We start from the raw sequence: 16107 nt of genomic DNA, 5'->3' as shown, positions 1-16107 counted from the left end.
CTGAGTTGGTGTTGATTATGAAATCTTTTCAATTGAGCAAATATCGGACTTTCTCTAGGATTTGAGCCTAAAAAAGGACTACATGCAATTTTAAATCTAAGAAGCAGATGTAATAGAATGGTTAACGCAGCAATCCCGTTTTTCTACAGATTTAAATTGTTATTTTGAATGCATGAAGTTGTTAATTGTCGAAGATGAGCCGCAATTGTTAAAAAGCCTGGAAGAGTTTGCTTCCGAAGAAGGGTTTATTTATGATTCTGTAACAGGGCTTCAGTCTGCTATGGAGCGTATTTCCCTTTATGAATATGATTGCATAATACTGGACATTAACCTTCCTGATGGTAGCGGATTTGATCTGCTGGAAACACTTCATAAGAATGGAAAGACGGACGGGGTGATCATCCTCTCAGCACGAAACTCGCTGGATGACAAATTGAAAGGCTTGGGACTTGGGGCTGATGACTACCTCACCAAGCCGTTCTATTTTTCGGAACTCAATGCCCGGATAAAAGCCATCATCCGCAGAAAACAATTCAAAACCAACAAACTTGTCCGCTTTGCAAACCTGGTTATAGAACCGGACCAGTATCTGGTCGGGGTAAACGACCTTGAAAATCTTATTTCATTTACAAAAAAGGAGTATGCTATTCTTACACACCTGATCAATAATCATAAGCGGGTGATCTCCAAAGTATCGCTGGCCGAATATATTTGGGGCGACTATGTGGATGAGGCCCAAAGTTTTGATTTTCTGTTCTCTCAGATCAGGAACCTCAAAAGAAAGCTGAAAGATGCCGGGGCACAGCTAGAAATCAACAACATCTATGGGGTAGGTTATCAAATCCAGGCATTATGAAGCTGCTTACTTACACCTCCCGCATTCAATTGCTTTATTTCCTGATGCTTTTCGGAATTTTTTCCATATTGTTTTACCTGGTGCTAAGCTGGAACGTACTTCAAAATGTAGATGAAGTGTTGTACAACCGTAAAGTCAACCTACTGGCTTACCTTGAACAAAACCCTGAAGCACCGTTTAAAGAGGACAATCCGCTGGACGATTTCACTTTTTATCTTGTTGAAGAAGCTGCTTTTCAGGAAAGATACGAAAGTTATACCGATACCCTCATTTATGAGCCTGTTGATGACGAGTTCGATGAGTACCGCATGCTGAACACTTTTGTGAGACTACATGGCAAACATTACCGGCTGGAAATCATAAAACCTCACCTGGAAGCGGCTGAAATGATCGGAACCATTGCTATCACGCTGGGATCTTTGTTCCTGGCCCTGTTGCTTTCTTTTTATGTATCCCAGCGCGTTATCTCCCGGAAAATATGGGGCCCGTTTTTCGAAATACTCGAAAAACTCCGGCTCTTTCGATTTGATAAACAAGAATTTCCTGCACTGCCATCTACACATATTGATGAGTTCCGGATGCTGAATGAAGCTGTGAATGAGCTGACCCGGAAAAATATGGAAGTGTTTGAAAGCCAGAAGCAATTTATCGAAAATGCTTCCCATGAAATGCAAACACCCCTGTCTGTTATCCAGTCTAGGTTGGAAGGGCTTATCGGACAGGCAGAACTCACACAAGAGCAGGCGGAAATTGTGGAAGGCATTATCGGCTCCACACAGCGCTTAAAAAAATTGAACAAAACCCTGCTGCTCTTATCTAAAATCGAAAACCGGCAGTTTCTCCTTTCAGAACAGGTTGATATAAACACAATAATCAGCCGATCAATGGAATATTATGAAGAACAGAAAGCTGCCCTGAATATATCGGTGAAAACGGAAATACAAAATAATTTGATCGTGCAGGGTAATACGATGCTTGCCGAGATACTGGTACAGAACCTGCTTAAAAATGCATTTCTGCATAACAGGGAAAATGGCACGGTGAACATTCAAACAAAAGAGAGAAAGTTCATGATTGCCAATACAGGGCATGAAAAACAAGAAACAGGGACGGTATTAGAAAAAGACAAATTATTCAGCCGTTTTTACAAACAATCGGGTAATCCCGATACCTGGGGGCTAGGGTTGGCAATTGCCCGCAAGATAGCCGATACAAGTGGGTGGGAGCTTCATTACCGTGAAGAAGAAGGGTTGCACATTTTTGAAGTGGATTTCGGGTAACCAGACGATCTTCCCAAATTTCTACAGATTTGATGATTTACTTTACCTTTATAAATACGTGTATTATCTAAAATAAAATGACCTCAATGATGAACAGAAAGGATTTTCTCAGGAATTCGGCAATATTGGGTGGAGCGAGCATCCTTCCCATCAACAACGTTTTTTCACAGAATGTAACAGAAAATGGCATGGATAAACTGGTGGACAGCAATGGTAATTTCATCCAAAAATCGCTTCCATATAACAAGACATTCTTAGAACCACACATGGATGAAGAAACCCTGCACCTGCATTATGAATTCCATCATGGAGGAGCAGTAAAAGGGGCGAATAAAGACCTGGAAAACATCAAAAAACACCTTCAATCAGGCGAGATGGATCAAGTAGATATGTGGACTCGTAAGCTGGCCTATCATTTTTCAAGTCATGTCCTGCATTCCATATTCTGGTCTAATCTGACCAATAAAAAAACACAGCCCAAAGCGGAATTACTGAAACAGATAGAGAAAGACTTTGGCTCTTTTGATAACCTGAAAGCATACATCTCCAAAATTTCCAAATCTGTAGAAGGGAGTGGCTGGGGAATATTGGGCTATCAGCCCTACTCACAATCCCTCACTTTACTGCAATGCGAAAACCACCAGAAGCTCACGCAGTGGGGTGTGGTTCCCCTGTTGGTCATTGATGTATGGGAACATGCTTATTACCTGAAATACAAAAACAAGAGGGCAGAATTTGTCGACACTGTATTGGAAATTATCAATTGGGACAATGTGGCAGAACGGTTTGTAACAGCTAAAAAATTACACGGATAATTTTTGTTGGAATATAGAACTAAGACCACATGACCTCTCCTCTGTTACCACCAGTATATTCAGCATATATAGATAATATATGATCGATAAACAGGTCTCCTATAAAGAAGCCCTAAAAGTGTGGGTTAAAGTTGCCATCTACAGTTTTGGAGGCCCGGCCGGTCAAATTGCCGTGATGCACAAAATATTGGTAGAAGAAAAAAAATGGATCAGCGAGAACCGTTTCTTACATGCATTGAATTATTGCATGTTGTTGCCGGGCCCTGAAGCACAACAACTGGCCACTTACATCGGTTGGCTATTGCACAAGACCAAAGGAGGACTGGTTGCCGGATTACTGTTTATCCTGCCGGGATTCATCTCCATTCTAATCCTGAGTATTCTTTATGCAGCCTACAGGGACGTAGGAATCGTTGAAGCCATATTTTTTGGTATAAAGCCAGCAGTGCTGGCCATCGTTATTGGTGCGGTCATCAAAATAGGTAAAAGGGCGCTAAAAAATGAAGTGATGATAATAATGGCTGCACTGGCATTTGTGGCCATATTTTTCTTCGAGGTGGATTTTCCTTACATCATTATTGTGGCAGGGCTGACCGGTTTTATTGGTGGCAGAATTTGGGAAGAAAAATTTCATGTAATAAAAGGACATGAGGCCAAATCGGATCAGGAGAATAATTATTTCATTGACAGTTATATTCAGCCCGTTAAGCCTTCAATAAAGAAAACAGTCAAAACAGTTTTGCTGTTCATAACCTTATGGGCACTGCCGTTAGTACTGATCGCCCTGTGGATAGGAACAGAAAATATTTTCTTTTCGGAAGGCCTGTTTTTCAGCAAAACGGCTGTGGTCACCTTTGGTGGTGCCTATGCAGTGTTGGCTTATATAGCCCAGAAAGCTGTGGAGGATTACGGCTGGCTCAAAAGTGGGGAAATGCTTGACGGATTGGGCATGGCAGAATCCACCCCCGGGCCGCTCATTCAGGTTGTGCAATTTGTCGGGTTTATGGGAGCTTATCGTTTATCTGGTACGATGGATCCACTTCTGGCCGGAATCTTAGCTTCCTTACTGGTAACCTGGACTACTTTTGTGCCTTGCTTCCTGTTTATATTTACCGGAGCTCCCTATATTGAGTATTTAAGAGGCAATAAAAACGTCACTACTGCCTTGTCCGGAATTACGGCTGCTGTTGTAGGAGTCGTGCTCAACCTTGGCGTGTGGTTCGCTATCCATACACTTTTTGGAAAAGTAAACGAAAGCCATTCCCTGGGGATAAGGTGGATGATGCCTGAGTGGTCTACAATTAACATCCCTTCACTGGTAATCGGACTTATTGCTGCATTTGTTTATTTCATCCTGAAATGGGACATGCTGAAAACAATCCTGGTCAGTATAATATGCGGCATCCTGTATTATTTTATATTGTAAGGAAGAAGGGAGATTGAAGGGGGAAGTTTTTAACTTAAAACATAAAAGATAACAGGGATATCGCTTATCGGAAAAAACTACAATGATGATGATGAACCGCCCATCTCTCCTTTCTTCCAGCTTCCTTCTCCCAACTTCCATCTTCCCTCTCCATTCCCATATTTCTACAGAATCGCATCATAGGTTTGTGATAATTAATGACAAAATTGAAAAATGGTTCGAATATTCAAGATCCCCCTGCTAGTAGCCATCATTACCTTTGCCTGGACGAATGTACATTCCCAGACCCAGGTTCCTATAAAACAGCTACTGGAAACAGCCACAAAAAACTACCCCGCAATTCTTGCCGCAGAGGCACAAAAGGAGGCATCCGGAGAAAGGGTCAAATCCACCAGGCGTACAATTATACCCGATATTAATGCTTCTGCCCAGGCCAACTATTCGACTTATAACAACCTCACCGGGATGTTCTATCCTGAATACATTTTACCGGTGAGCGGTCCCCCATCTACTGAGAATCTCAACAATATGGTCTGGGGTTCGGCTGCCGGTTTGCTCATGAAATGGGAGCCTTACACCTTCGGACGCAGAGGCAATGAGATAAAAGCAGCCGAAAGCACCTATGAGGCCGGGGTGGCCATGAAAAGCCTTACGCTATTGGAACATAACGTGCAATTATCTAGCACCTACCTGGATTACCTCCTCGCCCTTCAAATCCTGGATGTACTGGAAAGCGATCGGAAAAGAGCCGAAGCAAATTACGAACAAGCCGTAAGCCTGGCTACTTCCGGATTGGTTTCGGGGGTGGATACGGCACGTTTTCATACCGAACTATCCAAGACGAAAATTAAGATCCTGCAACAACAAAATATCCTTCATGAATATAAAGCAACACTGTCGGAATTGGTTGCGGCTGATTTACCTGAAAACCTGGTGGATTCGACCTTTTTTAGAATATTACCACAGTTATTAGGAGATACAGAAATGATCCATCCGAGAGAACAGTTGGCTATAGCCGAGTGGAAAACATCACAATTCCAATATAAAGCGGAGAAACTAAGCTGGCTGCCCACCCTAAGTGTATTGGGTACTGCTTATGGTCGTGGTTCCGGTGTGCAGCTCAGCAACAACGGCACCACCTTTGTCGATAACCCGTCTGACGGATTTAATATCAACCGGTTCAATTATGGCATTGGTGTACAACTTGCCATACCGCTGACCCAGATCAGCCGCTATCAAACCCAGTGGAAAGCAAAGGAACTGGAAGCTGAAGCCGATAAACAGAAACTGGAAGAAGTTCGCCTGGCCCTCAACAAGCAAAAGTCCGTTGCTGATAACACATTAATCACTGCACTGGCCATTGCCGGGGAAACACCTGTACAATTCCAGGATGCCCGTTATGCGTATGAAGCCATACAATCCCAGTACCAGGCAGGGCTGATAACCTTTACGGAGCTGATTGAAGCCCGGAATGAGCTGGTAACAGCAGAAATCGAACTTCGAAGATCCTATTGGGAAGCCTGGAAAGCATTACTGTATGTAGCCGCCATAAATGGTAACCTGGAAATCTTTTTAAACCAATTGTAGAGATGATCAAACTAATAATATCTGCTTTAAGGAAACCTTTAACGGTTATGGTAGCTCTTTTGGCTATCGTGTTTTTTGCTGTGCTGGCTATCCGGAACATGTCGATCGATATATTCCCGAAGCTGGGTACACCCACTATATATGTGGCTCAAACGTATGGAGGTTTGGCTCCCAACCAAATAGAGGGTTTTATGACCTCCTACTACGAATATCATTTCCTTTACATTAATGGGATTAAGGAGGTGGAAAGCAAAACAATCCAGGGTGTATCCCTGATGAAGCTCACCTTTCATGAAGGAACCGATATGTCTCAGGCCCTGGCGGAAGTAGTGGCCCAGGTCAACCGGTCCAGGGCATTTATGCCTCCGGGTACCGTACCCCCTTTTATTACCCGTTTTGACGGAGGAGGCGCACCGGTAGGCCAATTGGTTTTTAGCAGTGAAACCCGGTCCTTGGGTGAAATACAAGATCTGGCGCTTTTTAAAGTACGCCCCAAATTTGCTTCTATCCCGGGCGTGTCAGCTCCTCCTCCCTTTGGCGGAAACCAGCGTACGGTGCTCATCAAGGCAGACCCTTCCAAGCTGCGTAGTTACAACATCAGCCCGGAAGAACTGGTTATGGCCATTGCCAAAGGCAACACCATATCTCCCTCGGGCAACATCCGGACAGCGGACAAACTCTTGATCGCAAATCAGAATACGGTGGTTAGTGATATTCAGGAACTGGCCAATATTCCCTTGAAGAAAGGGTCCGGTCCAGCAGTATATGTAAGGGATGTGGCCGAAGTACAAAATGGATCTGATGTAGCATCAGGCTATGCTCTGATCAATGGCAGCCGTTCGGTGTATATTCCTGTAACCAAACGGGCGAGCGCCTCCACTTGGGATGTCGTCAAGCGCATAAAGGCAAGCCTGCCGGAAATGCAGGCGGCTGTGCCGGATGACATCAAAGTAAGTTATGAATTTGATCAGTCGGGTTACGTGATCAACTCCCTGAAAACCCTGTCCTTTGAAGGGGTATTGGGAGCAGTGCTTACCGGCTTAATGGTATTGCTGTTCCTGGGTGACAGGCGCAGTGCACTCATTGTGGTTCTCACCATACCGCTTGCCATATTATCGGCAGTAGTGTGCCTCTATCTGACCGGACAGACAATCAATATCATGACATTAGGCGGACTGGCACTGGCGATAGGTATTCTCGTAGATGAATCGACTGTGACGATTGAAAATATCCACCGGCATCAGGAAATGGGCAAGACGAAGGCCCGGGCCATTCTGGATGCCTGCAAAGAAATTGCCTTGCCCAAACTCCTCATCCTGATCAGCATCCTTGCCGTATTTGTCCCGTCCTTTTTTATGAGCGGCACGCCCCGGGCCATGTTCTTACCGCTTACGCTGGCGGTAGGTTTTGCCATGATCGCCTCTTTTCTGCTTTCTCAAACCATGGTACCCATTCTTTCCAATTGGTTTTTGAAAGATCATGTTCCTAAAAACGAAGATGGAAAGTTTCAACGGTTTAGAAACCGGGTAACAGGATATACAAAAGGTATCACAAACATGGGCGGATGGGCCATCGGTATTTACCTGGTAGTCATTATTGCTATGCTTGCGTCCGTTTGGCAGTCTACCGGCACAGAGATATTTCCAAAAGTAAACTCCGGACAGTTGCAAGTCCGGTTAAGGATGCCCGATGGCACCCGTATCGAAAACACTGAAGAGAAAACAAAAAAATTCCTGGAGGTAGTAGACGAGGTGGTGGGTAGAGAAAATGTAGAGATCACTTCAGCATTTGTCGGCATCCAGCCTCCGAGCTACCCGGTCAATACTATTTTTCTATGGACAAGTGGTCCGCATGAGGCAGTTGTCAAGATCAAGCTGAAAGAAACAGGACAAGACTTGGACGTCCTCAAAGAAACCCTCAGGAAAAGCATAGCGGAAACCATACCTGAAATGCGCCTCTCTTTCGAACCTGCTGACCTGGTAGACCAGGTGATGAGCCAGGGGGCCAATACATCGGTGGAAATTGCCGTGCAGGGTAAAAACCTTGTTGAATCACGAAAATTTGCTGAAGAAATAAAGAACAGAATAGAAGGGTTATCTTTTATGCGGGATGTACAGTTTGGCATTCCGTTGAACTATCCTTCCATTGACCTGGAGTACGACCGTGTACGTGCCGGCCAGTTGGGCCTTACCATTGAAGACATCAGCCGGTCGGTAACGGCCTCCACTTCTTCCAGCCGTTTCACCCAGCCCAATTACTGGCTGGATGCCGGATCGGGTAATGCTTATCAAGTGCAGGTAGAGTTTCCACAATATATGGTAGATCAACCCGGTGATATCGAAAAGGTGCCGCTTAAATCGGAAAATGGAAAAACCGTCTATGTGGGTGACGTGAGCAAATGGAAACCGGCTACCGTGATTGGGGAATACGACCGCCTTAACCAGCAACGGTTCATCACCATCACAGGAAACCTGCATAACAAAGACCTGGGAAGCGCCATTAAAACCCTACGTAATGAGGTGAATGCAATGGGTGAACCACCTGCCGGGATGAGTGTTAAATTCAGAGGACTCGCAGAACCTCTCACCCAAACCTTTGATGAACTGAGCACCGGCCTTTTGCTGGCAGTAGCTGTAATATTTCTGCTACTGGCAGCCAGCTTTCAGTCGTTCCGGCTTTCCTTCGCAGTGCTATCTACTGTTCCTGCCGTCATAGCCGGATCCTTCCTTCTTATCTGGATAAGTGGGAACACGCTCAATATTCAATCTTTCATGGGCAGTATCATGGCCATAGGGGTGGCGGTGGCCAATGCCATTTTATTTGTCACCATAGCCGAGCAATATCGGAAAGATCAAAGACAAAACCCACACCTGGAAGGAATAAAGGATCGGTTGAGACCCATACTCATGACCAGCATTGCCATGATAGCTGGTATGACTCCTATGGCGCTTGGACTGGGCGAGGGAGGCGAGCAAACCGCCCCACTGGGGATAGCCGTGATTGGCGGGTTGCTGTTTTCCGTGTTTGCCACCGTGTTCATCCTGCCTTCCGTTTACTGGCAACTTACGGGAAGAAAACACTATAAGAGCATATCACTCGATCCGGACGATGAGCAGAGCGCCTATTTTGGACAGTAGTAAAATTTACATGAAACCAGAAAAAACAGTAAAGTTTAAACATAATGAGAAAATACATCCTACCAATTTTATATATGGCCATTGTTTCTGGCTGTTCGAATAAAGCTGAAAACAGCAACATGGAAAGCAAAGGTGGGCCGGCAAAAAAAGCGGAAATAATAACAGTGAGTTACGAAAATGCCCCACAGGCCCTGACACTCCCGGCAGAGTTGCATGCTTTTGAAAAGGCCGGGCTGAATGCCAGGGTGCAGGGATATGTAAGCGAGGTGCTGGTGGATATTGGTGATAAAGTAAAAAAAGGAGCAGTCCTGATAAAAATAGAAGCACCGGAAGTAAAGGCAGCTTATGCTGAAGCCCGTAGCGAGGTAGAGTCTGCCAGAGCAGATTATTTGAGTAGCAAAGATGTCTTTGAGCGGTTGGTGAAAGCCTCCGGAAAGCCTGGTACGGTTTCAGAATCCGACCTGATCAAAGCAAAGAACAAAGCTATGGCTGACAGCACCCGGCTGGTGGCAGCAGATTATACCGCCACGGCAAAGCAACAATTGCTGGATTATCTTACCATCCGGGCACCTTTCAACGGAGTGATCACCCAAAGGAATACCGATCCGGGAAATCTTGTCGGAGGAAATAATGGTGTCCCTTTGTTGGTGATCGAAAACAATCAAAAATTGCGGTTAAAGGTACCGGTGCCGGAAGCCTTGACCGGAAGTTCTGTGGCGGAGAACGCTGTGACATTTAAAGTAGAGCCATTTCCCGCGACATTGTTCAATGCAGATTTTTACCGGAGAGCCAGAAGCATCGATCCGGACACCCGCACAGAGATGTGGGAATTTATCGTGCACAATCAAAAAGGTGAGTTGAATGCAGGGCTTTTTGCAGAAATACAATTACATATTCAGCGAACCGGTGGAAGTATATGGGTACCTCAAAGTGCTGTATTGACCACCCTCCGTAGAAAAGCTGTGGGAAAGGTGGTAGAGGGTAAGCTGAAATGGGTAGAAGTAAAAACAGGCATGAAAAACGAAAGTACGGTTGAGGTGTTTGGCGCGCTTGATGCCGGGGATCACATCCTCTTGCAGCCCAATGAAGAAATGACAGAGGGAATGCCTATCAACTAACTTCCGTTTGTATGGGCCGTTTCTTTATCACGTTTCTGGTTTGGGCCATTTGCTATGCTACTTGCAAAGCCCAAACAAGTAAACCGGATACGATTTACGCAGAGTACGTTCAGGAAGAAATTCAGCTTGATGGCAAGCCGGATGAAGCAGTATGGAAGCGAGCCGTACATATCAAAAATTTCACACAGCGGGAATTGAACATTGGTGAACCGGCTACCGAAAGAACAGAAGTTGCGATTCTATATACTGCCAAAACCCTGTACATCGGGTTTTGGGGATATGACAGGAATCCTCAAAAGATAATAGCCCGCGAGATGAAAAGAGACTTTGACTGGGGAGGAGAAGACAATTTTGAGGTGATCATTGATACCTACAATGACGACCGCAACGGATTCCTGTTTGCTATCAATCCCAATGCGGCAAGAGCGGATGCGCAGGTTCTCAATAACGGTGAATCTTTTAATAAATTCTGGAATGGCGTTTGGGATGCCAAAACCACTATTACCGATGAAGGCTGGTTTGCAGAAATAGCCATCCCTTTTTCCACTTTAAAATTCCCCACTGATGCACAGGAGCAGATATGGGGCATCAACTTCGAGCGGAATATCCGCAGAAAGCGTGAGCAACTGCTTTGGCAGGGCTGGTCAAGGGATTCGGAGCTGGAACTGCTGAACAGGGCGGGGACATTGGCCGGCCTGGACAGCATCCTCAGCAAGGATTTTGTTGAAATAAAGCCTTATACTATTGGCGGTGGGGAATTTACACCCGGCCAGGAAGAGGGGCAATGGAATGCCGGTGGGGATATCAACTACCTTATTACACCCACCTTGCGGATGAACCTGACCTTTAATACCGACTTTGCGCAGGTGGAAGCCGACCGCCAGCAAATCAACCTGACCCGCTTTCCCCTGTTCTTCCCGGAACGCAGGTTGCGGTTTCCACAATATCACAGTCATGGGCATTTATCGCGAAGATTTTTCAGCGAAAAGTTTTAATCGTCCTGAATGGAAAAAACTCATAGCTGCGATCAAGGGGAATAAAGGTAAGAAACCCGAGAACATTTTATTTGTCAAATGGGACCGGTTCAGCCGCAACATAGAATATGCCTATGAGATGATCGGCATCCTGCGAAATCTCAATACACAGGCGGTGGCTATTGACCAACCTATTGATTTTGATATTCCTGAGAGTTCGGTCATGCTTGCGGTTTATTTATCGATTCCCGAAGCTGAAAATAACCGAAGGGCTTTGAATACATCAAATGGTATGCGCCGGGCAAGACAGGCCGGCAGATATCCTGGGAAGGCCCCTTTGGGGTATATCAACCAGATCTCTCCCGATGGAAAAAAATTCATCGCTCCAAAGCACCCCGAAGCAGATCTTATCATATGGTCCTTTCAGCAATTGGCAAAGCGATCTTTTACTATTGAGGAAGTCAGGAGAATGGCCTGTACAAAAGGATTGAAATGTGGAAAATCCAACTTCTGGAAACTTATCCGTAACCCTGCATACTGTGGCATTGTTACTGTTCCTCCAAGAGGAAGTGAAGAAATGGAATTTGTTAAAGCGCTCCATAAGCCTTTGATATCTGAGGAATTATTCAATGAAGTCCAGGCTTCCATCAAACGCAAAACGAGGCCGAAAGGAAAAACAAATGAACTAAAAAAAATATTTCCGTTACGAGGGTACTTGACCTGCCCACTATGCGGTCGGAAATTAACCGGCAGTGTTTCAAAAGGCAGTAGCAACAGTTATCCATACTATCATTGCCTTGGTGGGAAGTGCAAAGCGAGATTCAATGCTGACCGGGTAAACAGCTTATATAACGAAAAGCTGGAAAAACTGGTGCTTAAACAAGGGGCTATGGAGTTGCTCAAACTTATTCTTAAGGATGTAAATGTATCCGAGCAGCAATCTGAGTATTTACGAGAGAGAAGGCTGCTGCTGGATAAAATAGACGAACAGGAGATATTGATGACAAAAGCCAGGAAACTGTACATCAATGACAAAATAGAATTTGAGGATTTCAGTGAACTCAAAAAGGAATACAACCTTGCTTCAAAAGGCCTGAAAGAGGATCTGGACAGGATTAATGTTAGGCTTCATTTGTATGACAAATACAGTTACATGGAAGATGAGTCATATTTAAATATTTTCAGTAGATACAGAGACTTTGACATCGGTGACCAGAGAAAAATCATAAACCTGATAATGCCGGGAAATATAAACACCAAAACCCGCGACCTCGATTCTTTGGTATTAAACAATATTCTTTCAAAGATTTTAACCATCGAAAACAATCAGTTCGCAGCCTTGTCTGCCCAACCCTAATACATGATTAAATTTAAAAAAGATGAACTCAGTATATAAAGACACAAAGAGCTTTGGCGATAAGAAGGTGTCGACAAAGCATGCCATTGCAATCCTGGCTAAAAATAGCATCCAGGTAGATGAAGACGAGGCCACAGTCATTTTAAGCTTTCTTTATCTGGTTGCAAAAGTCCGTGGCCAAACCAGAGAGGAGATAGATACGGAAATCCTTTAGCGGAAATTGAACCGTAAAATATGTGTTAAAATAGTCTTTAAGACAGGTGTTGTATAATAGAAGCAGAAAAAGAGGGTATCATTCGATAATTATCGAACCGCTATTTATTTTAGCACAACACGCTGTATTTTAAAATACTTTGGTGTAGAAAAAAAGGAAACAGACTCATTCGTCCGTTTCCTTAAGTAGCTCTATTGAACAAATGTCGAACCTTTTTCTACGGGATTTGAGGTTGATGGAGGGGCTGTATAATATGTTTAAGTCTAAAAATTTGATCTAAGCATTGCCTGCTTTCGTAAAATTTCCAGGCCGGGGAAAATCGCCGGAATATTGAGGTCCTTCCAAAACACCTCAAGCTCAAATAATATCCTTTAATCCTGTTTTAAGGGGCTGGCTGGACTGAACTCGAATCATTTGGCGGAGGATTTGAGGTTGTTGAGTTGGGCTTTGTGAGTAAAAATTAAAGAATAATTTGGTTTTGGAAAGTGATCCGTTGATCCCTATAATTGCCAGTCTAACGCCGTCGCAATAGACAGACCCATTTTTTCACAATTTTTGTCTGACGTAGATAATCTTTACCAAACTACAAAAATATTTTTCTGTTAAAAACTACTTTCAAGTTTGACTGAGACTATTCTTATTGTTTTAAATTTCCAACAAGATTTAGGTATTGTATTGAGGGAAACTTAATATTTGAAATTATGTTTTTAATCCCAAATGAATGAAATTTGAAAATTTCTACAATATTTTTTATTTTATTATAATTATCTTTTCCTTACCTTTGTTTAAAATTTGAATGACCCTACAAACTAAATGAAGATAAAACTCAGTGATATTGCCCAACTACAATTTGGTTTATATACCAAGCCCTCAGATGAGGGAAATGCTGTCTATTTACAGGCAAAGCATTTTGATGATAGGGGAAATCAGACTGGGCAGATAGACACTTTCATTCAGATCGACCAAAAGAATGAATCTCACCTTCTGAAAGATGGCGACATTATTATGGTTGGAAAAGGAATGAGAAACTTCGCATGGACATATGACAAAGCCTTTGGCCCTGCCATTGCCTCCTCTATCTTCTTTGTCATCAAAACAGACCGATCAAGGGTAATACCAGAGTTCCTTACCACCTTATTTAATATGCCCCAAATGCAAGCATATTTTCAAACCCTGGGTGCTGGCAGCTCCATCCCTTCCATTCGGAAATCCGAATTGGAAGCATTAACGGTTAAGCTGCCTTCATTGGAGCTTCAGCAAAAGGCTATTGCGATTAAGCAGCTACATTACAAAGACATGGAAATATCCAATAAGATCATTTCCGAAAAGCAAAAGGTATATCAGGCAGTCATTAAGAATTTAATTTCAAGAAACTAACTTCATGCAGACATACAGCGAGTTTATAAAAAGATTTCAAAAATTGGCAAGAATTAAAATTTCCTATGCTATTGAAGTAGTGTTCCTTGCAAGTGATTTGGAATTAATTATTGAACATAAAGCGTATCAGAAATTCCAGAAAACTCAGAACAGATATACTTATCATCCTAAAGATAAAAACATCCCTGTAAAAGGACATTATCACATCTACCCCAATAATAGCAAAAAGGAAATCTATGCAGTAAACTTAGATGGCTCAGCCCATCACAAGAGTAATAGAGGTTTTCAGGTTCCCAAAAAGGAAGCTACGGAATTGCGAAAACTTGGTGTTCAAATTCCAGATAATAGGATTCTTGAACACAAGGAAGTATTCATCAATGAAAATTTAGAGTCATATTCCTCAATATTCATAATAATAAACGAATAGCATGAGTAAAAAATCGATTACCCAAGGTGAGATCAACAACATTGTCTGGAAAGCATGCGACACCTTTAGAGGTGTTATTGATCCTTCTCAATACAAGGACTACATCCTCACCACGCTTTTCGTAAAGTATGTTTCGGATGTATGGAAGGACAAAAAGAACTTCTATGCAGAAAAGTACAATGGTGATGAAATACGGGTCCAGCGAGCATTGAGAAACGAACGTTTCCAACTGCCGGATACCTGCACCTTCGACTACCTGTTTGAAAACCGTAATGCGGCAAATGTAGGCGAGCTGATCAACACGGCTCTTGAAAGCATGGAAGATGCTAACCGCAGCAAATTAGAACGTGTATTCCGAAACATAGATTTCAATTCAGAAGCCAATCTTGGTCAAACAAAAGACCGAAACAGAAGGCTTAAAAACCTCTTGGTGGATTTCTCTGCGCTGGATTTACAGCCCTCCCACCTGGAGGATAATGATGTGATAGGTGATGCTTATGAGTACCTGATTGAAAAGTTTGCCAGTGATGCCGGAAAGAAAGCGGGAGAATTTTACACCCCTGCTCAGGTATCAAAGCTATTGGCTAAGCTACTCAACCCACAGCCGGGCGACCGTATCATAGACCCCGCCTGCGGTTCGGGTTCTTTATTGATCAAACTTGCAAAACAGGTAGGCAGCAAAAACTTCTCTCTCTACGGACAGGAAATCAACGGAAGCACCTGGGCACTCGCTCGCATGAATATGTTTCTGCATGAGATAGATGACGCTACCATTGAATGGGGAGATACACTCAATAATCCAAAGCTTCTTGAGGGAGATAGTTTGCTTAAGGGAAACATAGTTGGGGCAAATCCTCCGTTCTCGCTAGATAAATGGGGTGCAGAGAATGCTATTTCTGACCAATTCAACCGATTCCACAGAGGAATTCCGCCCAAAAGTAAAGGTGACTATGCCTTCATCTCTCACATGATTGAGTCCACCTACCACGACAATGGTCGTGTAGGAGTAATACTGCCTCATGGAGCATTATTTAGAGGAAGTAGTGAGGGTAAAATCAGACAACAGTTGATTGAAGAAAATTTATTAGAAGCAGTGATTGGGCTACCTTCTCACCTCTTTTATGGAACTGGGATTCCTGCAATAATCCTAATCTTCAATAGAGCAAAAAATGAAAACACAGATGTGTTATTTATTGATGCCAGCCAAGATTATGATGACTCGAAAAGTCAAAATAAACTAAGAGATGAAGATATTCAGAGAATTGTAGAAACATATGAATCTTTTCAACAGTCAACTTCACTCCCTCTAAATACTGAAGTGGGATTAGAGTTGATTAGGAAATATGCGTACAGAGCAACACTTAAGGAAATAAGGAAAAATGATTACAACCTTAACATACCTAGATATGTGGATACATATGAAGAAGAAGAGCCGGTGAATGTTGCCGAGACTCAAAGGCAAATAGAATACTTAAAAAAAGACCTGACTGAAGTTGAGTCAAAGATGAATAAATATCTAAACGAGCTAGGTTTTTAATT

General features: G+C 43.3%; 13 protein-coding genes. All 13 read left to right on the top strand.

Translation table 11 applies throughout. The annotated features are described in order from the left end of the window. Positions 1-172: 172 nt before the first annotated feature. The 13 genes from FDP09_RS12555 (at position 173) to FDP09_RS12495 (ending at position 16105) form a co-directional block, all read left to right on the top strand. Positions 173-856: a response regulator transcription factor gene (locus tag FDP09_RS12555; RefSeq protein WP_137402992.1), complete on the top strand. Its 684-nt coding sequence runs from the start codon at positions 173-175 to the stop codon at positions 854-856. Beyond that, complete coding sequence (locus tag FDP09_RS12550) at positions 853-2136, top strand: sensor histidine kinase (RefSeq protein WP_137402991.1); 1284 nt, start codon at positions 853-855, stop codon at positions 2134-2136. Before FDP09_RS12555 ends, FDP09_RS12550 begins: the two co-directional genes overlap by 4 nt. Before the next feature lie 86 nt (positions 2137-2222). Further along, the gene (locus FDP09_RS12545; protein ID WP_226334942.1) at positions 2223-2951 is read left to right on the top strand and encodes a superoxide dismutase; all 729 of its coding nucleotides are present in this window, start codon (positions 2223-2225) and stop codon (positions 2949-2951) included. A gap of 79 nt (positions 2952-3030) precedes the next feature. Further along, the gene (gene chrA, locus FDP09_RS12540) at positions 3031-4377 is read left to right on the top strand and encodes a chromate efflux transporter (protein ID WP_137402990.1); all 1347 of its coding nucleotides are present in this window, start codon (positions 3031-3033) and stop codon (positions 4375-4377) included. A gap of 213 nt (positions 4378-4590) precedes the next feature. Next, positions 4591-5964 (top strand): TolC family protein, encoded by a 1374-nt coding sequence (locus FDP09_RS12535; RefSeq protein ID WP_137402989.1) that lies wholly within the window; start codon positions 4591-4593, stop codon positions 5962-5964. Positions 5965-5966: 2 nt separating this feature from the next. Next, on the top strand, positions 5967-9101 hold the full coding sequence (locus FDP09_RS12530; protein WP_137402988.1) for an efflux RND transporter permease subunit: 3135 nt from the start codon (positions 5967-5969) through the stop codon (positions 9099-9101). A 44-nt stretch (positions 9102-9145) separates the two neighbouring features. After that, entirely contained in the window at positions 9146-10219 is a 1074-nt protein-coding gene (locus FDP09_RS12525; protein WP_137402987.1) for an efflux RND transporter periplasmic adaptor subunit, read from the top strand. Between the two features lie 11 nt (positions 10220-10230). Further along, complete coding sequence (locus FDP09_RS12520; protein WP_137402986.1) at positions 10231-11214, top strand: carbohydrate binding family 9 domain-containing protein; 984 nt, start codon at positions 10231-10233, stop codon at positions 11212-11214. Then, positions 11174-12550, top strand: a complete 1377-nt coding sequence (locus FDP09_RS12515) for a recombinase family protein (protein WP_229683444.1) — start codon at positions 11174-11176, stop codon at positions 12548-12550. Before FDP09_RS12520 ends, FDP09_RS12515 begins: the two co-directional genes overlap by 41 nt. A gap of 22 nt (positions 12551-12572) precedes the next feature. Next, complete coding sequence (locus tag FDP09_RS12510; RefSeq protein ID WP_137402985.1) at positions 12573-12764, top strand: hypothetical protein; 192 nt, start codon at positions 12573-12575, stop codon at positions 12762-12764. A gap of 813 nt (positions 12765-13577) precedes the next feature. After that, complete coding sequence (locus tag FDP09_RS12505; protein ID WP_137402984.1) at positions 13578-14141, top strand: restriction endonuclease subunit S; 564 nt, start codon at positions 13578-13580, stop codon at positions 14139-14141. Positions 14142-14145: 4 nt separating this feature from the next. Then, positions 14146-14568, top strand: coding sequence for a hypothetical protein (locus FDP09_RS12500; protein ID WP_137402983.1), 423 nt, complete (start codon positions 14146-14148; stop codon positions 14566-14568). A gap of 1 nt (position 14569) precedes the next feature. Then, positions 14570-16105 carry a type I restriction-modification system subunit M gene (locus FDP09_RS12495; protein ID WP_137402982.1) on the top strand — a complete coding sequence of 512 codons (1536 nt, stop codon included), beginning with the start codon at positions 14570-14572 and terminating at the stop codon, positions 16103-16105. Positions 16106-16107 lie beyond the last annotated feature (2 nt).

Source organism: Echinicola rosea, from assembly GCF_005281475.1.
In the GTDB taxonomy this organism is placed as follows: Bacteria; Bacteroidota; Bacteroidia; order Cytophagales; family Cyclobacteriaceae; genus Echinicola; species Echinicola rosea.
This window is presented reverse-complemented; position numbering and strand designations above follow the sequence as displayed.